The organism is Pseudomonas sp. GW821-FHT02B10, assembly GCF_059421865.1.
In genome coordinates this window covers 47,807-68,255 of record NZ_JBWKVU010000021.1, presented here as the reverse complement: position 1 = coordinate 68,255, position 20,449 = coordinate 47,807, and the positions used below count along the sequence as shown (strand labels likewise).

The following is a 20,449-nucleotide window of genomic DNA, read 5'->3' as shown; positions in this document are numbered from 1 at the left end:
ATGCGATCGGCGGTGTGACGCTCACACCGCCGGTTTCCAAGAACTCTAAAAGGAAAACACCATGAAGCGTCGTGTCAATGTGATTGGCGTAGGAATGACCAAATTCGCCAAGCCCGGTAGCAGCCCGGAATATTATGAAATGGCCCGCGAGGCCGGCCAGAAAGCCCTGGCCGATGCCGGAGTGCCCTACGCAGACGTCGAACAGGCCTTTGCCGGCTATGTCTACGGCGACTCCACTTGCGGCCAGCGTGCAGTCTATGAGTTGGGCCTGACCGGTATTCCGGTGGTCAACGTCAACAACAATTGCTCCACTGGCTCCAGCGCCCTCTTCCTCGCGCGCCAGGCCGTCGAAGGTGGTTTGGCCGAGTGTGTTCTTGCCATCGGTTTCGAGAAAATGGAAAAAGGCGCGCTAGCCGCCAAGTTCAACGACCGCGAACCGCCCATGGGCCGGCACGTCCAGGTGATGATGGACGCCCAGGGTTTTAACCAGTCCCCGCCGGCCGCACAGATGTTCGGCGGTGCCGGTCGCGAATACCGCTGGAAATACGGTACCAAGCGCGAAACTTTCGCCCAGATCGCCGTGAAGGCGCGCAAGCATGCCAGCAACAATCCCTACGCCATGTTCAATCAGGTGCTGTCTCTGGAAGAAATCATGGCCTCGGACGATGTGTTCGATCCCTTGACCCGTTTCCAGTGCTGCCCACCCACCTGTGGCGCCGGTGCCGCCATTCTGTGCTCGGATGAGTTTGCGAAAAAGCACGGCATCAAGAACCCGGTTTATATCGCCGCTCAGTCCATGACCACTGACTACTCCAGCAGCTTCGATGAAAGCAGCATGATCAAGATGATCGGCTACGACATGACCGTTAACGGCGCAAAACAGGTGTATGAAGCGGCCGGCATCGGTCCCGAAGACATCGACGTCATCGAGCTGCACGACTGTTTCACCGCCAACGAGTTGCTGACCTATGAAGGCCTTGGTCTCTGCCCCGCAGGTGGCGCCGAAAAATTCATCTGGGACGGCGACAACACCTATGGCGGCAAGTTTGTCACCAACCCTTCGGGTGGCCTGCTCTCCAAAGGCCATCCCCTCGGCGCCACCGGCCTGGCCCAGTGCACGGAGCTGGTCTGGCAGTTGCGCGGCCAAGCAGAGAAACGCCAGGTCGAGGGAGCACGCATCGCCCTACAACACAATCTCGGACTCGGTGGGGCGTGCGTGATCACGATGTACCGTCGCGATTGAGTGTTACCAGGCCGTGGAGGAACCGGGACGACTCCCGTTCCTCCGATCATCGCCATAAAGGAGCAGCAATAGCGATGTATTAGGCACAGCCGGAGCCATAAGACGGGCGTTTTGACACAACCGACGGCTCCTGCGTCGATAGGCAGAGTTCGGAAGCCCCGGTCAGGCGCCTCAATCTTGAGCTGCTTGAATCATAAACATTTATTCCGACAACGGAGTCGAACATGAGTCTCAGCGAAGAGCCTGAACGCATTCTCCTCACTGGCGGCGCCGGTTTCGTCGGTTCGAATGTCGTGAAGATATTACGCGAGCGCTATCCGGATACCGCCTTGCGGGTCCTGCACTTGCCCCGGGAAAACCTGCTCAACTTGAATGGGTTGGATGAGGTGGAGCTGATGGTCGGCGACATCACCGATGCAGCCGATGTCGCACGTGCTGTCAGCGACTGCGATGTGGTCTTCCACCTCGCCGCCATCTATGCCTTTTGGTTGCCTGATATGTCCTTGATGCAACGGGTGAACGTGGAGGGAACCCGTCTGGTACTGGAGGAATGCCTGAAACAACGGGTCAAGCGGGTCGTGTATACCAGCTCGGCCTCGTGTTTCGCCGGTCATGGTCTGGATATCGTCAGCACGGAGCAATTCACCTTTGCTCTCGGCAATCAGGCGTATGCCAGGAGCAAACACGATTCACATGTGCTGGCCGAAGCCTATGCGGCGCGCGGCCTGGATGTGGTCATCGTCTGCCCGGTGGTGCCCATGGGTCCCGGCGATGTCGGTCCCACCCCCTCCGGCCGTCTGATTACGGATATTTTCACCCTGCCGCTGGCCCTGGCGCCCAGTTCCGAGATGAACATCATCGATGTCCGCGACTGCGCCATGGGCCATGTACTGGCCTTGGAAAAAGGGTGTAGCGGCGAAAGCTACATCCTCGGTGGCGAAAACTACCGCTACAAGGACATGTTGCGTCGTGTGCTGCGTCTCTGCGGCCTACGACGGACCATCGTCGAGCTGTCACCCATGCTCCTCTGGCCCGTGGCCCACGCCATGGTCCTGGCCACCCGTTTCACCGGCAAGCCGCCCCTGCTGACACCGGCGGAAATCGATCTCAGTAGACGCGGCCTGGTATGCGACGCCGCCAAAGCCCGGCGCGAGCTAGGGCTGGTGGTGCGCCCTTTGGAGCAGACCTTGCGCGATGCGCTGGGCTGGTTCGTGGAGCACGGCTATATCACCGAACAGAAAGCCGTGGAACGCTTTCAACAGACTGCCCCCGCGGCATCTCCATGAGCCCGCAGCAAACACGCTACGCCCTGATCATATTCACTGGAGAGAGGTTCGATGAAAACTAACCCCCTGCTCGCCGGCACCCGTGTGCTGGATCTTTCCCGCTTGCTGCCTGGCCCCTTTTGCACCTTATATCTGGCGCAGATGGGTGCCGAGGTCATCAAGATTGAAGAGCCGAAGATCGGCGACTATTGTCGGGTTCTCTCACCAGAGCTGTTTGCTCAGGTCAACCGTGGCAAGAAATCGGTAACGCTGGACCTCAAACAGGTCGACGACGTGGCACGCTTCAAGGCGCTGGTGGCCGAGACTGATGTGCTGATTGAATCCTTCCGCCCTGGCGTTATGGACAAGCTGGGCTGCGGCTATGAGGCGCTCAAGGCCATCAACCCGCGCCTGGTCTATGCCTCTTTGACCGGTTATGGCCAGACAGGCCCCTACGCCAAGCGGCCGGGTCATGACATTAACTACCGCGCCTATACCGGCGAGCTGCACCAGACTGGCGTGGCCGATGGTGATCCTGCTGCTGGCGGCTTCCAGGTGGCGGACCTCGCCGGTGGGGCACTCACCTGTGCCATCGGCATTCTGGGAGCGCTGGTGGGTGCCCAGCGCTCCGGCATCGGCAGCTTTGTCGATGTCAGTATGATGGACGGCACCCTGGCCTTACAGGTCATGACCCTGACCACGCAGCGGGTGATAGGCGCCCCCCTCGAGCGCGGCTGCGACATGCTGACCGGAGCCCTACCCAATTACCGGATTTATCGCTGCGCGGACGACCGCTACATCGCCGTGGGTGCGGTCGAATACAAATTCTTCGTACAGATCTGCCTGGCGGCGGAGCGGCCCGACCTCATGCAGTTGGCTGCGGCCCCAGGGAAGGCCGGCGAACCCTTGCGCGAGGCTTTGACAACCCTTTTCCTGACCCAACCACGTAACTACTGGGAAGCCAAAATGGCCGCCCTGGACACCTGTGTCACCTCCGTGCTGGACCCGACCGAAGCCCTGCAGAACGAACAGGTCAGGGCGCGCGGCATGGTTCTGGATGACGGCGGCAAACCCGCTTTCGATTTGCCCATACGGTTCAGTGACGGCCATGTCCGAGTGGGACGAGCCCCGGACTTGGGCGCCGACAACCAAAGCATTCTGACGGCTCTGCAAAACCAAGCCAGCGCCTGATCTGTCGAGTGGAGTCTGTATGAACGCGTATGTCACAACACAACAACAAGAAGAAACCCTGTTGCATCGCTTTCGGCACTGGGCGCAGTCGCAGCCCGAGCGTCACTACCTGACCCAACCCATGCCGGATGGTTCGATCCTCAATATCACCTGGGGTCAAGCCTGGTTCCAGGCACGGTGTTTTGCGGGCTGGCTACAGGCGCAGGATCTGCCGCCGGGTAGCTCTATCGGCCTTCTAGGCCGCAACAGTGCGCACTGGATCCTGGCGGATGTCGGCATCTGGCTAGCGGGACATGTCAGCGTGCCGCTGTATCCGACGCTCAATGCGCAAACGGCGAGCTACATCATCGAGCATAGCGAGATCCGCCTGATGGTCCTGGGTAAGCTGGACGGCATCAGTGACAGCTGGAAGCAGATCGAGGACAGCCTGCCGACCGATCTCCCCCTGGTCAGCCTGCCGCTGTCGCCAAGGGTGGACGTTGCGCAATGGGACAGCATCATGCGGACGCAGCCCCCCCTGGAAAAGCCAGCCATGCCCGACAGAAGCCGGATGGCCACCATCATCTATACCTCCGGCAGCACGGGGTGCCCCAAGGGCGTCATGCATAGCTTCGGCAGCATGATGGCCACCTGCGAATCGTTAGGCGAGCTCTATAGCTTTAACAACGATGACCGTATGTTTTCCTATCTGCCGTTGGCCCATGCGGCCGAGAGGGCGATCGTAGAAGCACCCTCCCTGTATTTCGGGTGTCAGGTGTTTTTCCCCCAGGGCTTGGAGACCTTCCAGGTCGATCTCAAACGGGCCCGGCCTACTTTATTCCTGTCGGTCCCGCGGCTGTGGACCAAATTCTACCAGGGCATCCAGAACAAGCTGCCGCTCAGACTGCAGCGGCTGTTGTTTGCAACGCCTGTTCTATCGTCCCTGGTTAAGCGTCGCATTCTCAAGGAACTGGGCATGGATGCTGTGCGGGTTGCCCTCACCGGCTCGGCGCCGCTGCCGGCAGACATCATCCAGTGGTATCGCAGATTAGGCCTGGAACTGCTCGACTGTTATGGCATGTCGGAGAATTTCGCCACCTCACATGCCAGCCGCCCCGGAGCTGTCCGTATCGGCTACGTCGGCTCGACCGCGCCGGGCGTGAGCTGCCGCTTCTCTGCGGAGGGTGAGATTCTGGTGCGCAGCCCCGGACAGATGATGGGCTATTACAAAGACCCACAGAGAACCGCCGAAGAGACGACAGAAGATGGCTTCTTCCGCACTGGTGACCGGGGTGAAATAGATGCAGAAGGAAGATTGCGCATTACCGGCCGCATCAAAGAGTTGTTCAAGACCAGCAAGGGCAAGTATGTCGCGCCCGTACCCATTGAGCAGTTGCTGGCCAATCATCCGCAGATCGAGACCGTGTGCGTCACCGGCCCGGAAAGTCCCCAGCCCTTTGCCCTGCTTATTCTCGCCGAGACCGTGCGTAATGCACTGAGACAGGGAATTGTCACGCGCGCGGCGCTCACGGCCTCACTGGCGCAGTTGCGTGAAACCGTCAATGCGCAGCTCGAAAAACATGAGCAGTTGGATTATCTGGTCGTGCTCGATGATATCTGGACCACGGAAAACGGCTTTCTCACCCCTACCCTGAAAGTGCGTCGGGCCGTGGTGGAATGGCGCTTTCTGCCCAAGGCGGATACCTGGCGTCGACAGGGCCAGGCGGTGATCTGGGACTGATCATTCCACCTCCACGAAAAGCTGCGATGAACACTCACGGAACAAGCGGGCCACACCGATTGGACGCTACCCCCCTCACCCGCAGTGCCTCTCGGTTCACGCGATCGTTGCTAATCCACCCATTTGCTTAGTCCTTCACATAACAACAAGAGAGATAGCACAGGTGCAGACAACAATATCCAACAGCCGTACCTATCAACCCATTGCCATGCTGTGGGCGCTTTCGCTGAGTGCGCCCGCTTGGGCAGCGAGCTTCTCAATAGGTGAACTGGAGGGGCAGCTCGACTCCTCGCTGTCGGTCGGTTCCAGCTGGTCGACCCAGAAAGCCAACAAGGACCTGATCGGGGTCAACAACGGTGGCGACGGGCTGTCGCAGACCTCCGATGACGGCCGCCTGAACTTCAAGAAGGGCGAGACCTTCTCGAAAATTTTCAAGGGCATCCACGATCTCGAGCTGAAGTACGGTGACACCGGTGTGTTCGTTCGCGGTAAGTATTGGTATGACTTCGAGCTGAAGGACGAGAGCCGTCCATTCAAGGATATCGACGACAGAGGCCGCAAAGAGGGCGCAAAATCTTCCGGCGCGCAGATTCTTGATGCCTTCGTCTACCACAACTACAACATCGCTGATCGACCCGGCACCGTCCGCCTCGGCAAGCAGGTGGTGAGCTGGGGTGAGAGCACCTTTATCCCGAACGGCATCAACGTTATCAACCCGATCGACGTCTCGGCGTTCCGCCGCCCGGGAGCCGAGGTCAAGGAGGGCCTGATCCCGGTCAACATGTTCTACCTGTCGCAGGGCCTGACCGAGAACCTCTCCGCCGAGGCCTTCTATCAGTTGGAATGGGACCAGACGGTCATCGACAACTGCGGCACCTTCTTCTCCCAGGTGGATGTCGTGGCCGATGGCTGCGGCGATATGCGAGTACTGAATAAGCGTTCGAGACTGCCTGCCGCTGCTCTTACTGCCTTGGGGCGCTTCGGTGTAAACGTCAATGAAGAAGGAGTGTTAATACCTCGCGGTCCTGACCGCGATGCAGATGACGACGGCCAATATGGTCTGGCCCTTCGCTACACGGCCGAGGAGTTGAATACCGAATTCGGCGCCTTCTTCGTCAACTACCACAGCCGCCTACCGACCCTTAGCTCCACAGGGGCTTCGCCGGCAGCCTTTGCGTCGGCACCACGCCTCGGTGCGCTGGCTCCGCTAGTGATCGCGGGCAACTCACAGTACTTCATAGAGTATCCGGAAGACATCCACCTGTACGGCCTGAGCTTCTCCACCACCCTGCCCACCGGCACGGCCTGGAGCGGTGAGGTCAGCTACCGACCGAATGCCCCCGTGCAACTGAACACCACCGACCTCCTGTTCGCCCAAGTCGGCCCTCTGGGCGGTCTGTTCGCCAACGCCTCGGTGTTGGACGGTACGCCAGGCCAGGACATGCATGGCTATCGTCGTAAGGAAATCACCCAGCTGCAGACCACTTTCACCCATTTCTTCGATCAGGTCATGGGCGCCGAGCGTCTGACGCTGGTTGGTGAAGTAGGGGTTAGTCACGTCGGTGGCCTGGAAAGCAGCTCCAAGGCGCGCTACGGTCGCGACCCGGTGTTCGGCCCCGGATCGCTGCCGGCAACCGGCCCGATCAATACCTGCACCGCGCTGAACACCAGCACTCTGGGTAGCTCGACCGCGGAGAACGTCAGCAAGAATTGCAACAATGATGGTTTCGTTACCGCCACCTCCTGGGGTTATCGCGCCCGTGCCATCTGGGATTACAACAATGCCTTCGCTGGTATCAACCTGAAGCCGAGTATCGCCTGGTCGCATGACGTCAATGGTTATGGCCCGAACGGTGTGTTCAGTGAAGGCAACAAGGCCGTCAGCCTGGGCCTGGATGCCGAGTACCAAAACACCTACATGACCAGCCTGTCCTATACCAACTTCTTTGGTGGCGACTTCAACACTTCGACCGACCGCGACTTCGTTGCGCTTAGCTTCGGCGTGAACTTCTAAGCAGTCAGGATTTTTGAGGAAGACTATGAAAATGCAAATAACCAAGAGTCTGCTGCAAACCGGTGCTCTGGTGCTGTCCTTGCTCGCCACGGACGTTATGGCTGCAGTTTCTGCTGACGAAGCTGCCAAGCTGGGCACCACCCTGACGCCGCTGGGTGCCGAGAAGGCCGGTAACGCCGATGGGTCTATCCCTGAGTGGACCGGTGGCCTGCCGCAGAACGCCGGCGCGGTGGATAGCAAGGGCTTCCTGGCCGATCCATTCGCGGATGAAAAACCTCTGTTCACCATCACCGCCAAGAACGTCGAGCAGTACAAAGACAAGCTGACCCCTGGCCAGCTGGCGCTGTTCAAGCGCTACCCGGACAGCTACAAGATGCCGGTATACCCAACGCATCGTACCGCTACAGTACCGGCCGACGTGATCGCCGCGACCAGGGCCAACGCCAACGCTACCAAGCTGGTGGAAGGTGGTAACGGCCTGGAGAATTTCCGGGGCGCCAACGCCTTCCCGATCCCGAAAGACGGTCTAGAGGTGATCTGGAACCATATCACCCGCTACCGTGGGGGCAGCGTGCGGCGTCTGATCACTCAGGTCACGCCACAGACCAGCGGTTCGTACTCACCGGTTTCCTTCCAAGACCAGCTCACCTTCTCTGCCAACCTGACCGATTTTGACCCGAGCAAGTCGAGCAACGTGCTGTTCTATGCCAAACAACAGATCGTCGCACCATCGCGCCTGGCGGGTACCGTGATACTGGTACACGAGACCCTGAACCAGGTGAAAGAGCCACGCCTGGCGTGGGTCTACAACGCCGGCCAGCGCCGGGTGCGACGTGCCCCGCAGATAGCCTACGATGGTCCAGGCACCGCCGCCGACGGTCTGCGCACCTCGGACAACTACGACATGTACAACGGTGCGCCGGATCGTTACGAGTGGAAGCTCAATGGCAAGAAGGAGATCTATATCCCCTATAACGCCTACAAACTGGACTCGCCGAAGCTGAAGTACGACGACATCATCAAGACCGGCCACATCAACCAGGACCTGGCTCGTTACGAGTTGCACCGTGTCTGGCATGTAACGGCAACTCTGAAATCCGGACAGCGGCACATCTATGCCAAGCGTGACTTCTTCATCGATGAAGACACCTGGCAGGCTGCCGAGATCGACCACTACGACGGTCGTGGCACCCTGTGGCGCGTGGCCGAGGCGCATGCCCAGTACTACTACAACAAGCAGGTGCCCTGGTACACCCTGGAAGCCCTGTATGACCTGGTTTCCGGCCGGTACCTGGCTCTGGGTATGAAGAATGAGGAGAAACAGTCCTACGAATTCGGCTTCAAGGCCGGGTCTTATGACTACAGCACGTCAGCTCTACGGCAGGCCGGCGTTCGTTGAGCGACTAGTCGTGCACGTCTCTAGGTCGATTGCTTTCGGCCTAGGGACTTCTGGCTCCTCCCCATTGTAGCCACTGCATATCTGTATTCACTCATCCCAACAAAGAGAGAGTACTTATGAATATCCAGATCCGATTTCGCCTGAGTACAACCCTGGCCTTTGTGCTCAATGTTCTCAAGCCGATGCCGGCTTGTTCAGCAGCTTGCTCGGCTCATCCGACTACACCCAGAAATACCAATCGTTCTCAGCCTTATTCGATGGCCAGAATATCTTGGCGGTGCCAGCTAAAACCCATACAACGACAAAAAAGAAATAAATCACACTAAAGTTACTAACCCAATAAAAAGCTCAAAAAACAGCCTGGCGGGCTACAAAAAATCGCAAACATAATTATTGATCTTATCTAACGTGTAGCTGCCAGACTAATGATATGAAACTCAAGATAAATTTATCTACTATTTTTTCACCTGAAACAATTGATTTATCAATGAGATACCTGGCATATCTAAAGCACCATACAGAGCGCCAGCCTTAGGGTCAGAATTGTCTCTCAACCACTCAACGCCAACTGTTGCATAATCTGTTGGAATGACACCAGCCTGTATCAAACGCGCGAGGCCGGCCTCATGCTTCTCCTTATTAAAAGTGCCTGACGCATCTAACACCACATATGTATTGTAGCCGTCCGCTTTTGCGGTCAATGCGGGAAACGCTGCACACACCTCTAAGGAGACACCTGCAATAATCAAATTTTTCCGCCCCGTTGCCTCAATTGCACGTCGCACTTGCGGGTCGTCCCAGGCATTAACAGAGTTACGGTCAATTACGTGTACATTCTTTAGCTCCGACGTCAGTTCTGAAATAATTGGGCCGAAGCCACCTTTAGAGTAAGTTGACGTAATAACTACAGGAACCCCCATAATCTGCGCAGCCTTAGCCAAGGCAACGACGTTATGTTTCACTGTAGCAATATCCATATCTCGAACACTACTCAATAACCCTAACTGATGGTCAACCAATAGCAGTACCGAATTATTACGATTTAATAATTTCTGATAACTACTCTGCACCTGATTTGGTGGTGAAACATCAGCAAATGCTGACTGCAAACCCAGCAATGGCAGTGCAGCTACGCTCATAGCGATCGACAAAACCGATACACGAAAACGACCTTTCATAATTTCAAGCCTCAGTTATAAAACTGTTAAACAACAAGCTTTCAGCAAAGGAAAAGCTTCATGTATAGTAATTCGGCATCTCAGAATTCTGAATAGGCCAAAAGCCGAACACGGTGTTCCACATTTAGAACAGGGCAGTAGCGCATAATGGAAAAATCACAGCTTGATCTGAACGGAATGTATTATTTCACACAGGTCGTTAAGCAAAATGGTTTCACTGCAGCCGGGGAAACTCTTGGAATACCGAAGTCACGGCTCAGCCGGTATATTTCGCAATTAGAGGCACAGCTAGGTGTTCGACTACTCCAACGGAGCACCCGTGGCATTCAAATTACAGACATCGGCCTCGAGTTTTACCATCACTGCACGATGATGATGGAGCAAATAGATGCAGCTCAACTGGCAGTAAACCGCATTCTGGTTGAACCTTCAGGGATCGTGCGCTGTAGCGTGTCACCAATTTTAGCCGACGAAATTATTTCAAAGGTATTACCTGCTTTTATGGAGCTCTATCCTAAGGTCAATGTACACCTGCAGAGCACTACTAGAAAAGTAGACTTGTTAGAAGAGCGTATTGATGTTGTGATACGTGCAATTGGTTCTCCAGCCGAGCCTAGCACACTAGTACAAAGATCCTTGGGAATCACAAGGTGGGTTCTGGCTGCAAGTCCAGACTACTTGGATCGCCACGGTACGCCACAGGATATTAGCGAACTAAAAAACAGGCACTGCCTACTCTACCAAGTCGCTTCAGATAGCACGTTATGGAATTTATATGGACCAAGCTCCGAATTAAAAACCATAGCTGTAGAAGTACGCCTACACAGTGACAATTTAAATATTTTACGCCGAGCCGCCTTGAGCGGTCAGGGCATTGTCGGACTGCCCTTATATGCCTGCCAAGATGAAATAAGCTCCAACTCACTTAAAATAGTCCTTCCTGAATGGCACCCAAAAACGGGGGAATTAGCTGTACTTTATCCCTCTCGACGGGGTGTAGTACCCGCAGTAAGAGTTTTCATTGACTATTTACATGAAACAATACCCCCACTTCTAAATGGTGTTATAAAAATGGCAAACCAATCCAACACCTGAAGTTAAACAAGGTCTTTTTTTCTATGGGCAGCCCCTATAGAACGTGCCGCGTCACAGCACAATTGGATACGGCATTTTCAGCTATAAAACGGATCAAGACACATCCCTGTGCCTGATCCACAAGTTGTTATGACATAAAACAAGCAGCTTTGCTTACGCGATCACTACTTGACTGGCAGACAGGTCGCCCATGTTCACACCTACCAACGTCACCGAATTATCGCCGAACATCAACTTGACCCCTTCATCGACGGCAACCGCATGGTGGGTCCAGTTATCATTGGGTTCATAAGCTTGAACCCCCATGAAAACAAGTTTGTCTGTAGAGGATAATCCAGAAACGGTGTCATGCCCGAAATCCTTGGTGAACAGCAACGTATTAAAGTTGCCGCCCGACTGGATCAGGTCGTTACCCGCCCCCCCAACTATATTTGTGGCTCGACCACCGATCAGGGTGTCATTGCCATCATGCCCGAACAGCCATTCATTTTGAGTAGTCGCCACAAGTTTGTTGTCAGTAGTATCACCGTTTAAAGACTTCTCGTAGCCAGTAACACCACCGGAGTACTTCAGTCCCTCTTGGGTAACATCATAAGACCGTTCCTGGCTGAAAAGTAGCAAGTAGGACTCCTTGGTCTTCAGCACTTCTATGCTAGAAGCGATGCTGATCGCGCCCGCAGTGTCTTTTATGTACAAATTACCCGCATCATCATTAGCCACTTTAAAACTGCTCAATGACTTCTGTAAGTCAAAGGTATCCCTGCCCTCCCCACCAGAAATCAGATTGTAGCCACCGGCATCTCGAAAGATATCGTCGCCACCTCGCCCTTCCAGGTAATCAACGCCCCCCCCGCCCTTGATAAGGTCACGCCCCTCACTGCCCAGAATCAACGTCGGCCCAACATGGGGTTGAGCGTTGTAGTTGAGGTCCGTCACCCAAGTATTCACCTTTGTCGGCTCTGACAGTTGAGCGACAATGATCGTGGAGTCCCGCGACGTCAAATCATAGAATTCCGACTGTGTAATACGGCCAAGACCGTCCCCATAAAACGACGGCAGATGTGCCGTTAACGTCGAAGGATTCAACACACTAAAAGGCGTCACCTGCCACAGGGCCGAAGCGTACTGATCATTAAAGCTGACAATATTATCAGTCGCTGACTCTTTTGGAGAATCATGAACACCTAAGAAGTCAGACAAACTCCCTGCTGCGAGCCTGAGCGCCGGATCATTTTCATACCCCACATTCAGCACCTTATCCAGACCGTCATATATCGTCGGAGAGGCGTATGCTATATAATTGGACGTGCTATAAAAGCCATTCCACTCATCTTCACTCAAAGCCGCTAAGCTATTGGTTGCCATGCCTCCCAGGCTGTGACCTGTCACGACGATATCTTCACCCGTCAAGCCCTTCGACAACGCATATTTCACAACATCACCAAGCAACACATCAAACGCATTTTTCATGTACTGCTTCGCATAGCCATCAGGATCAGCAAACATTATTAAATCATTGACTAAGTCACCTAGCGTATCCGTCAAAAAACTCTCTCTTGGTCCGGTTGTCCCCCTGATAGCGAGACCAATAGATATAAGCTCACCTGCAGCATCATATTTTCCCATGACGTCCATTTGAGCCGTCTTAAAACCAGGCTGCTCACCGTAATACGTACCGCGCACATCCACAGTCCCACCGTACCCCAAAACTTCACTGCTGATAGGTTTCCAGCCTGCGGCCTCGATAGCCTCCAAGGCTTCTTTCTCAGAGTCAGTGTTCCATGGAACCCCAGGTATCAATCCCTGGGAAGAGGAACCGCCAAAAATCGCCTCAATCATTGTCAGCGGTAAACCTAACCCAAGCCCACTCTTCTGATAACCAGATGCAAAACCATCATCAAAACCATGATAGGAATACATCGTCAGCGCCAACGCATCGGAAAAGAGTGCCGCTGATTCAGTCGTGGTTAAGTCCTTATAGCTAAAAACGCCCATAAATCACCTCAGCCAAGTTAAAACCTGATTTAGTTTAGAACAATTTAAGTTAAGAACTCGAACACAGCCACGACACCAACTCCCTGTCCCGGCAGAAGTGCAAACGCCCGAGCGGTTGAATTAAAACAAAGTCAAGCTATCTACTTATTACAAACTTGACCATCATTCAGAAGTGGACAGTCAACTGTGTTCCCAGACCGAGAGCACTGTTCTTAAACTTAGCACTGTAGGCCGGTTGAACCTGAACACCTAATAACTCACGACCATCCGCATCCACTCGACCGGCACTTTCCTGAATATAGGCCAGCGCCACGTCAATGGTTGTATCTTCATCAGGCGACCAGCCCGCCCCGATGGCAAAGATTTTTCGGTTGCTGACAGGTATGCGCACTGCCCGCTTGGCATTATTTGTGGGCGATCCGTCATAGGCATAACCGGCTCTGAATACCCACTGTTTATCAAACTGATAGGACGCCCCCATGCTGTAGGCCCAGGTATTGCTCCAACCCAATGGTTCTTCGGACGTCGCAAAGGGTGAACCCGCAGGCGCATCGTTAACCACTTTCACTGCTTGCAGTCGACTCCAACGTATCCAGGCCGCGCCGCCCTGTAACATCCAGCGGTCATTTAAGGTTCGCTGCTTCGGTCCCCTTCCCCTGGAGCAGAGCTTCTTCATGTCTACCAGGGTCACTCCCACACATCCTGCGGGCTTCATCTTGCAAAAACTTACATACCATACGTACAACATGTAAGATAAATTCTACTCACCTCCCAGCCTTGTCAAGAGAAAATTTGATGAGCACAAAAAACCTTTCTCTCTGAAAGGATTTCATCGCCAAACTATTTGGCTGTATGGTCACGGACCTAACCAACAGACAGGGCCAAATCCCGGCCCGGGCTGCTATCGAGCCAGTTGTCAGCAGGAACTGCCATGACTGAAATACACAAAACACCGCCTCCTCAGCGCAGGACCCAGAACGAACGTAGTGAAGCCATGCGCCTGCGGCTGATCGAAGCCACCATGACGTGCCTGGAAAACGAAGGTTATGCCGCCACGACGATCAGCAAAATCGTGGATGTTGCACAGGTTTCCCGCGGTGCACCGATGCACCATTTTTCCAGCAAGGCCGCACTGATCGTTGCTGCGGCCGAACACATCATTAACCGTATCTACCAGGCCATGGGGCAGGTTTACCTCAACATGGAGGCGTCCAGTGGGCAGGAGCGGCTGCATGACATGGTCATGGCTTTCTGGCGCGAAGTCTTCAGCGGCAGCAAGCTACATGTGCTGCTAGAGGTCTTGGTTGCAAGCAAGCAAGACGCAGAGTTGGCCACCCGCCTGCAAGAGCTCTGGCACAGTAGCTACCAGTTCACCCGAATCGCTTGCGAACACTACTTCGAGCCGCTCTCGCAAGAGTTCAAAGTTCATAAATTGATGGTGTTGACTCAGTGGTTACTTCGAGGCATGGCTGAAGACCGCTACCTCAACTCTGAGACATTCTTTGAGCACTACCTCGAAACCTGGGTGCAGCTCATATCTCCCCATATTCAGGCGAAACCAGGCGGGCAGCCCTACTCCGAGGAGCAGGCCGAACGGCTTCGCCAGATCAAGATAACAACGAAAACAGAGCACTGATGACACGCCACCAAGCACTCATGTCACACAGATGAAATCAGCACCGCATACCACTGGATCCAGTCTTTAGCGTACGACCATGATCCGCAAACACCATATCCTGCTTGCCCATGGCGCATGGGGTGATGCCTCGCATTGGCAGCACGCCCGCTGGTTGTCGGGCACCAGCAACTCGCCCCCCCTCCCGCCAGGCTAAAACTGGCCAACGTTTTCGCATCGTGATCACCATTATTCGGAATCCGTAATCGCGATCCACCGAAATCCCTGATCACGTTCGCCGAATACGCAGTACTGGGACGTTACGCAGGGCGGATTGGTGGCTTCGCAACTAGAGGCTGTTAGTGACCGCCCTGCAGTTAACGAATACGACGATGTGCAGGTCTGCGCGTGTTTGCGCGCATCTTTCATAGTCTTTCACCAGCCTTCGGAAGCGTGTGGCCCATGCGAAGGAGCGCTCGGCGCCCCATCGGCGCGGAAGGAGCACGAAGCCGCACTTGGCCCCGAAGCGCTTGACTACTCGAGCGTGATGCCGTGCTTATCGGCTATTTGCTTCGCCCGTCCGCAAAGCGCAGGATGGTCCGCAAATTCTCCCCCAGGGCCTCAAGCAGCCCGCCCTGAGCCGGCCTCGAGCCTTCTGGTAGACGGTCTTCCACGGCGACAGGTCGTTCGGCATCCAGCGCCAGGGTGCGCCCGTTTTCACGACATAGCGCAAGCCGTTAAACACCGCGCAGCGAATGGCCCCACTGCGCGGCATCCTCCGCAAGCAGCGCCAGATACAGCGCGACAAGCGCCCATTCTTCATCGGAAGCATCAGACGGATAGGCTTTGCGAGACGACTTCATCACGCAAACCTCGGAAATCACAGCTAATCAGTCCCTAACAGAGCCCCTAGGGCGGCTGAGGGACTAGGACTATAGAAGTAGTCGGTCAATAGGGGGCTTTGTCCAAGCCCGCCATTGCTTGTAGGAAAGAGGAAAGAACGGCTGATGATCGCCCGTCTTGCCAAGCCAAACCAACCCGGTAGGGTATAGGTGTGCCTGCCCCAACGAGGTCTCTGAAGATCACGCCTTCACGGTTCGAAAGTCGGAATAGCTCAGGTACCAAGGCTACGCCAAGACCAGCTGCAACAAGACCGATGATCGTTTCCATCTGTACGGCGCGTTGTGTGACGTGCGGGGTGAAACCCGCTTCGGAACATCCACGCAGAATTGTGGCATAGAGGCCGGGGCCTTCTTCTCCGGGGAATAGAATCCACGATTCGTTTGCCAACGAAGCCAACGTAAGCGGAGATGAAGGCGTCAGAGCCAACGGGTGATCGGCGGGAATTGCGGCTATCAGACGGCTCTCTACCAAGAGTTTCGTCCGGACATACGATTCCGCGCTAGGTGGAATTGGTAGAGCGACAATTCCAACATCCATGCTATCGGCCATGATCGCCGCGATTTGCCGTGCTGTCGTCGCCTCCTCCAACTCCAGCACTATCATCGGATGGCTATGCCGAAACGTAGTGACGATGTGCGGCACCAGATAACGCACGGCGCTGGCGACGAAACCGATACGTAGCGTCCCGATGGAACCTTCGCCCGCTCGCTTCGCCATGACGACGGCACGCTCGGCTTGCGCAATTGTCTTCCTTGCTTCAAGTCTCAGAACTTCGCCTGCGACGGTCAGACCTGTAATTCTGTTGGTACGCTCCAACAGCCGCACACCAAGCTCGTCTTCCATCTGACGAATAGCGGCTGTGAGGGGCGGCTGGGCCATGTTCAGGCGCTCCGCCGCACGACGAAAGTTCATGGTCTCAGCGACCGCGAGGAATTGCTGAAACTGGCGCAAACTAAGCATGCGATACATTTATCATATCAAACGGCAATATTAACCGTATTAGACGTATCGTGTCTGCAACTCTATTTTGCTTAGAGGCAATATTCTAGGGAGCTATTTGGAATGGTGAAGCAAAGAATAAGCGTCCCCAAGAAAGTGTCAGTCGCGACAACGTTCGTTCTCGCAACGGTGTTGATGATGGGCATGATTGCTTCGGCGACGGCGCAACAGAGTGAAAGAGGCCTTATGCGACAGGACTTCCGTGTCTCAACGGCGGACGGTGTTGGACTACATGTTCGAGAGGTTCGCGGGGACGGAACTGCCGGACGACCGCCGCTCATCCTTGTGCATGGTGCGCGCGTCCCCGGTATAGGGTCGTTCGATCTGGATGTGTCAAACGGATCACTCGCGGGCGATCTCGCACGTCTGACAGGGCGGACAATTTTTATTCTGGATGCGCGCGGTTACGGTCAGTCGGATCGACCTGCGGCCATGGATCACCCGCCACGCGAGTGCAAGCCGCTTTCGCACGCCTACGAAGTTATACGTGACATTGATGCCGTTGCAGCGATTGCACGGCAACGCACAAGTGTCGATCAGGTGGCTCTGTTGGGCTGGGCGACCGGGGGCATGTGGGCCGCGTATTATGCATCACTCTGGCCCGAGCACGTCAGTGAGCTCATTACATTCAATGCCTTGTATGGCGGATCGAGCAAGCACGAAGGGCTAGGCTTAGGATCAGCAAATGATGATCCTGTCCATTCGGGCCGCTTCAATTCTGCGATAGGTGGGTATGCATTCAATACTGCGGCTTCGCTTTTGCCTTCATGGGACGGGACGATCCCCATGGAGGATAAGGCGGAGTGGCGGGATCCTTTGGTCTTGGAGGCTTATGCACGCGCTGCGCTCTCCAGTGATCCCCGATCGGGCGAACATCAACCGCCAGCGTTCCGCGCCCCCTTGGGTGCTGTGGAAGACAGCTTTTACCAAGCGACCGGACGTCGCCTGTTTGATGCGGCTAGCATCAGGGCAGCTGTGCTTGTCGTCCGCTCCGAGCGTGACTTCTGGAGCCGGCCAGAGGACGCGCAAGACTTTGTTCATGATGCGATTCATGCGAAAAGCATCCGTACTGTCACGCTGGCCAATGCGACCCACTACGCGCATCTCGACCGTCCTGAACGGGGAAGGAGCCAATTTATTGATGAGATCGTGAAGTTTCTCGCGGCTGAAAGGCGATAGCCCAAGGCCGGATCTGGTTGGTCGGGTAGTCAGACGCGGTTGCCCGCGTCCCCCCTTAATGCCGTTTCCCAGCACACGGCTCAAGCTACTCAGCCCATGCAGGGGTGTGAGGTTAGCAGCGGCCTTGATCTTAATATGTCGCGCAATCGGTGTGTCCGGGGCATTTACTATGCGTGTACTGACGCTTTCAACCATCGGCAGATTTCTCAGTACTCGAGAACACCCAATGACGCGTCCCTTGTACTTTGAAACACCGACCCTTTACCCATAGGCCTGTGATGACATGCGCATTCGACTTGGTAACCTTCAGGAGTACTTCAATCAGATGCAGGCGCCGCAAGGCCCCATCATGTCGCCTGATGAAATTCGTGATTTCCTCGCCCGAAAACGCCCCGAACTGGTCGCCGAGGAACGCAACGACCCGGACCGCTGGGCGCTCTTTCTGGGGCCAGCACAGCAAGAGCCAAGCTCCAACCGCATCGTCCGCGCCGTGCATCATTCACAGGGGGGCACCCAACTCGAACTGTCGGTGTCGTCACGACTTGAAGGGACAGAAAAGTCGATCATCTGCCGCGCTTCCCGCCCTTGCCTCTAGCTCGTTTGCCGGGGTTGTCCTCGGGAAACCTCCCAACCGCCTTAAACGACGCTATGCGAACGTCCGCTTTTGACCCAGGCCGTGTAACAACATCGTCGGTAGTGGTAATCCAGATCGAGGGCCGATTTACTACCCCCGAATGAGGTATGCGCGCGCCAGGCTCACCGCTCAAGTGGATGCTGTTTTCTAGGCTGAGATTTCCGTCGTGCCCTGTGATGTGTACAGAAGGCCATCAACTGCGCTTCAGACCTTCATCGCCGCCATCAGGGCGTTACCGCCCCGCAGGTTCAATACCCATTTGAAGTTGTAGGCGAGCAGTAGCATTAGCGCAGCAGGTCGATGTTCTCGTCGATTCGGCCTTGAATGATGTCCAGGGTGTCTTGGGTGATCAAGCGTGGGCACAGGTTCTCGGCGATGGTTGCAAACTGGCTAGCGACGCGGCAAATATTGTCAATGATGCCGCCAGCAGTCTCCACTGAGACCTCTGCTTCGTCTGCAAGTCTGAGCATCGCATCTCGGTCAACCTCCAAGGCCTCGCCCATCACGTCCATCTGATGGTAACCGCCCGGTCCCTCGCAGAAAGTCACGTCGTAGGCCGGCGCCAGCCGCCATGCACCGGACGGTGACATGACGTAGGCGAAGTTTTTGGGGTGGTCGTCTCGGTTGTTGAACGCGACATTGAAGACGGCACGCTCGAAGGCGATAGCTTTCTCTCGCACATCGTTAGTGCACATCTGTGTCGCACGCAAGAAGTTGACGTAGTCCAAGGCCCCCGGTGACTTGTAGTCGGCCCCGGTAAAGGCTGCAAGGCTTTGCATGGGCACACGCTGACCGTCTATACGATCAAAGCGTTTACTCGCGAAGGCTGCCAGCCCGCTGGGCAGACTGAAGTGCTGCGTGTCCGGAGTCTGGATGCCGCACATGCGCAAGCACTCGGCATAGACCATTTCGATAGCACAACTTCGGGATGTTCTTCTTTTGCCGGGAACTTAATCATCCAGGCTTCAAAGCCCGGCTTGGCGGCGGTGGTAAAGGCTCCATTTTGAGGATCGCGATAGACCAACGCCTTTGGCCTGGCGCCTTGAGGCGAGCCCCCCACCAGCAGCAACGTCGGCAGGAATTCCCCACCTTCACCATTGAGAACTTCCTGAACCTCAGCCGCAAGCAGCTCAAGGGGGATATGCGCTTCCGGCTCCAGCCCCTCGGGCGCCACGGGTTCGAACGACATTGCCCCGATGGCATTGTTGCCAATATACGCCAGCCGCCCCAGAGGTCCTATGCGTGCGGTGTTGAGGCTGCGGCGCCTGAACAACCGATCCATCAGCAGCATGCCCCAACCGTCAGGCAACGAGTCATAAACAGGCCCTGGCAGGCCCAACTGGTGGGACGGAAAGCCTCGACGTAACTGGGCCCCCTCCAATGGAAGAGTGTAGGACGACAGCTCCAAACCTCTACTCTTCGCTTCATTGCTGTACTCAAACACAATCTGCGGGCGACCGGTGATGGCAGTCGTAGACACAAGCGTGCCCCACAGCCAACGTTCACCCCAACCACCGTAGTAGACGTCAACTTGCTCAAGCATTGTCGGACTTCCTCTTGGCACGATGACGATTGACACTGTTTTCGTATCGGCGAATGTCTTCAATGCTATCCAGCTTTGGCAAAAACAGTCCCTCGAGCTCCTTGGTTCGTCCAAGGACCATGGCCACACGGACCACATTCTCGAACCCGACATTGCGCCCAGCTTCGAGGTTGGACACGGTATTGGTCCCGATACCGGCGCGACCGGCTACATCGGCTTGCGTCATCTGCAGAGCCAGCCGCTCCGTGCGCAAGCGATCGCAGAGTCGCTTGACGATCTCACTCGGCTTACTGAAGCTTAAATCCAACATCACATGTCTTCCGTCGCTGCACACCGTTTAATACCCAAAATTATAGAATTAACCATAATTCAGCTTAAGGCGCGTAATTCCCCAATTTTGTGGTTTATCTAGTTATTCCAGACAATAACCACAATTTATTGGAGTTAATGCTATTTATGGAAGATTCGCCCTGTTG

At 55.5% G+C, this 20,449-nt stretch carries 15 protein-coding genes and 3 pseudogenes; 10 read left to right on the top strand and 8 right to left on the bottom strand.

Going from position 1 to position 20,449, the window contains the following annotated elements; translation table 11 throughout:
- Window positions 1-61 precede the first annotated feature (61 nt).
- The 6 genes from AC07VU_RS29885 (at window position 62) to AC07VU_RS29860 (ending at window position 8,832) form a co-directional block, all read left to right on the top strand.
- Window positions 62-1,243, top strand: a complete 1,182-nt coding sequence (locus tag AC07VU_RS29885) for a lipid-transfer protein (protein ID WP_277588692.1) — start codon at window positions 62-64, stop codon at window positions 1,241-1,243.
- A 224-nt stretch (window positions 1,244-1,467) separates the two neighbouring features.
- Window positions 1,468-2,529, top strand: a complete 1,062-nt coding sequence (locus AC07VU_RS29880) for an NAD-dependent epimerase/dehydratase family protein (RefSeq protein ID WP_495030986.1) — start codon at window positions 1,468-1,470, stop codon at window positions 2,527-2,529.
- Between the two features lie 51 nt (window positions 2,530-2,580).
- Window positions 2,581-3,699, top strand: a complete 1,119-nt coding sequence (locus AC07VU_RS29875; RefSeq protein ID WP_495030985.1) for a CaiB/BaiF CoA transferase family protein — start codon at window positions 2,581-2,583, stop codon at window positions 3,697-3,699.
- A gap of 19 nt (window positions 3,700-3,718) precedes the next feature.
- Window positions 3,719-5,419 (top strand): AMP-binding protein, encoded by a 1,701-nt coding sequence (locus AC07VU_RS29870; RefSeq protein WP_495030984.1) that lies wholly within the window; start codon window positions 3,719-3,721, stop codon window positions 5,417-5,419.
- A 208-nt stretch (window positions 5,420-5,627) separates the two neighbouring features.
- Window positions 5,628-7,433, top strand: coding sequence for a DUF1302 domain-containing protein (locus AC07VU_RS29865; protein ID WP_495030995.1), 1,806 nt, complete (start codon window positions 5,628-5,630; stop codon window positions 7,431-7,433).
- Window positions 7,434-7,464: 31 nt separating this feature from the next.
- On the top strand, window positions 7,465-8,832 hold the full coding sequence (locus AC07VU_RS29860) for a DUF1329 domain-containing protein (RefSeq protein WP_277590003.1): 1,368 nt from the start codon (window positions 7,465-7,467) through the stop codon (window positions 8,830-8,832).
- A 455-nt stretch (window positions 8,833-9,287) separates the two neighbouring features.
- Here the strand turns inward: AC07VU_RS29860 and AC07VU_RS29855 are convergent, their stop codons facing one another.
- On the bottom strand, window positions 9,288-10,010 hold the full coding sequence (locus AC07VU_RS29855; protein ID WP_277588688.1) for an isochorismatase family protein: 723 nt from the start codon (window positions 10,008-10,010) through the stop codon (window positions 9,288-9,290).
- A gap of 147 nt (window positions 10,011-10,157) precedes the next feature.
- On the opposite strand from AC07VU_RS29855, the gene AC07VU_RS29850 reads away from it, so the two are divergent.
- Window positions 10,158-11,105, top strand: a complete 948-nt coding sequence (locus tag AC07VU_RS29850) for a LysR substrate-binding domain-containing protein (protein ID WP_495030983.1) — start codon at window positions 10,158-10,160, stop codon at window positions 11,103-11,105.
- A gap of 153 nt (window positions 11,106-11,258) precedes the next feature.
- On the opposite strand, the gene AC07VU_RS29845 is transcribed toward AC07VU_RS29850, so the two are convergent.
- Window positions 11,259-13,100 carry a polyurethane esterase gene (locus AC07VU_RS29845; RefSeq protein ID WP_277588686.1) on the bottom strand — a complete coding sequence of 614 codons (1,842 nt, stop codon included), beginning with the start codon at window positions 13,098-13,100 and terminating at the stop codon, window positions 11,259-11,261.
- Between the two features lie 166 nt (window positions 13,101-13,266).
- Window positions 13,267-13,791 carry an OmpP1/FadL family transporter gene (locus AC07VU_RS29840; protein ID WP_277588685.1) on the bottom strand — a complete coding sequence of 175 codons (525 nt, stop codon included), beginning with the start codon at window positions 13,789-13,791 and terminating at the stop codon, window positions 13,267-13,269.
- Window positions 13,792-14,031: 240 nt separating this feature from the next.
- Here AC07VU_RS29840 and AC07VU_RS29835 point away from each other — a divergent pair, with 240 nt between their 5' ends.
- Window positions 14,032-14,736 (top strand): TetR/AcrR family transcriptional regulator, encoded by a 705-nt coding sequence (locus AC07VU_RS29835; protein ID WP_277588684.1) that lies wholly within the window; start codon window positions 14,032-14,034, stop codon window positions 14,734-14,736.
- Between the two features lie 400 nt (window positions 14,737-15,136).
- On the opposite strand, the pseudogene AC07VU_RS29830 reads toward AC07VU_RS29835, so the two are convergent.
- The 3 genes and pseudogenes from AC07VU_RS29830 to AC07VU_RS29820 form a co-directional block, all read right to left on the bottom strand.
- A pseudogene (locus tag AC07VU_RS29830) lies at window positions 15,137-15,247 on the bottom strand (IS5/IS1182 family transposase); the annotation flags it as partial.
- A gap of 40 nt (window positions 15,248-15,287) precedes the next feature.
- Window positions 15,288-15,578: pseudogene (locus AC07VU_RS29825) on the bottom strand (transposase); the annotation flags it as partial.
- 85 nt (window positions 15,579-15,663) lie between these two features.
- Window positions 15,664-16,587 carry a LysR family transcriptional regulator gene (locus AC07VU_RS29820; protein WP_277588682.1) on the bottom strand — a complete coding sequence of 308 codons (924 nt, stop codon included), beginning with the start codon at window positions 16,585-16,587 and terminating at the stop codon, window positions 15,664-15,666.
- Window positions 16,588-16,680: 93 nt separating this feature from the next.
- Here AC07VU_RS29820 and AC07VU_RS29815 point away from each other — a divergent pair, with 93 nt between their 5' ends.
- Together AC07VU_RS29815 and AC07VU_RS29810 are read left to right on the top strand one after the other, a co-directional pair.
- Window positions 16,681-17,796 (top strand): alpha/beta fold hydrolase, encoded by a 1,116-nt coding sequence (locus AC07VU_RS29815; RefSeq protein WP_495030982.1) that lies wholly within the window; start codon window positions 16,681-16,683, stop codon window positions 17,794-17,796.
- Between the two features lie 283 nt (window positions 17,797-18,079).
- Window positions 18,080-18,391, top strand: a complete 312-nt coding sequence (locus AC07VU_RS29810) for a hypothetical protein (RefSeq protein ID WP_277588680.1) — start codon at window positions 18,080-18,082, stop codon at window positions 18,389-18,391.
- Window positions 18,392-18,714: 323 nt separating this feature from the next.
- Here AC07VU_RS29810 and AC07VU_RS29805 read toward each other — a convergent pair.
- Both AC07VU_RS29805 and AC07VU_RS29800 read right to left on the bottom strand, forming a co-directional pair.
- Window positions 18,715-19,973 (bottom strand): annotated as a pseudogene (locus tag AC07VU_RS29805) (type II toxin-antitoxin system HipA family toxin).
- A complete protein-coding gene (locus AC07VU_RS29800) occupies window positions 19,966-20,283 on the bottom strand; it encodes a helix-turn-helix domain-containing protein (RefSeq protein ID WP_495030981.1) in 318 nt (105 codons plus the stop codon). Before AC07VU_RS29800 ends, AC07VU_RS29805 begins: the two are co-directional and overlap by 8 nt.
- Window positions 20,284-20,449: the final 166 nt, after the last annotated feature.

Bases quoted from the DNA above. Each gene is read 5' to 3' on its own strand.
- AC07VU_RS29885 (WP_277588692.1), top strand. From the start codon at position 62: ATGAAGCGTCGTGTCAATGTGATTGGCGTAGGAATGACCAAATTCGCC.
- AC07VU_RS29880 (WP_495030986.1), top strand. From the start codon at position 1,468: ATGAGTCTCAGCGAAGAGCCTGAACGCATTCTCCTCACTGGCGGCGCC.
- AC07VU_RS29875 (WP_495030985.1), top strand. From the start codon at position 2,581: ATGAAAACTAACCCCCTGCTCGCCGGCACCCGTGTGCTGGATCTTTCC.
- AC07VU_RS29870 (WP_495030984.1), top strand. From the start codon at position 3,719: ATGAACGCGTATGTCACAACACAACAACAAGAAGAAACCCTGTTGCAT.
- AC07VU_RS29865 (WP_495030995.1), top strand. From the start codon at position 5,628: ATGCTGTGGGCGCTTTCGCTGAGTGCGCCCGCTTGGGCAGCGAGCTTC.
- AC07VU_RS29860 (WP_277590003.1), top strand. From the start codon at position 7,465: ATGCAAATAACCAAGAGTCTGCTGCAAACCGGTGCTCTGGTGCTGTCC.
- AC07VU_RS29855 (WP_277588688.1), bottom strand. From the start codon at position 10,010: ATGAAAGGTCGTTTTCGTGTATCGGTTTTGTCGATCGCTATGAGCGTA.
- AC07VU_RS29850 (WP_495030983.1), top strand. From the start codon at position 10,158: ATGGAAAAATCACAGCTTGATCTGAACGGAATGTATTATTTCACACAG.
- AC07VU_RS29845 (WP_277588686.1), bottom strand. From the start codon at position 13,100: ATGGGCGTTTTTAGCTATAAGGACTTAACCACGACTGAATCAGCGGCA.
- AC07VU_RS29835 (WP_277588684.1), top strand. From the start codon at position 14,032: ATGACTGAAATACACAAAACACCGCCTCCTCAGCGCAGGACCCAGAAC.
- AC07VU_RS29820 (WP_277588682.1), bottom strand. From the start codon at position 16,587: ATGTATCGCATGCTTAGTTTGCGCCAGTTTCAGCAATTCCTCGCGGTC.
- AC07VU_RS29815 (WP_495030982.1), top strand. From the start codon at position 16,681: ATGGTGAAGCAAAGAATAAGCGTCCCCAAGAAAGTGTCAGTCGCGACA.
- AC07VU_RS29810 (WP_277588680.1), top strand. From the start codon at position 18,080: ATGCGCATTCGACTTGGTAACCTTCAGGAGTACTTCAATCAGATGCAG.
- AC07VU_RS29800 (WP_495030981.1), bottom strand. From the start codon at position 20,283: ATGTTGGATTTAAGCTTCAGTAAGCCGAGTGAGATCGTCAAGCGACTC.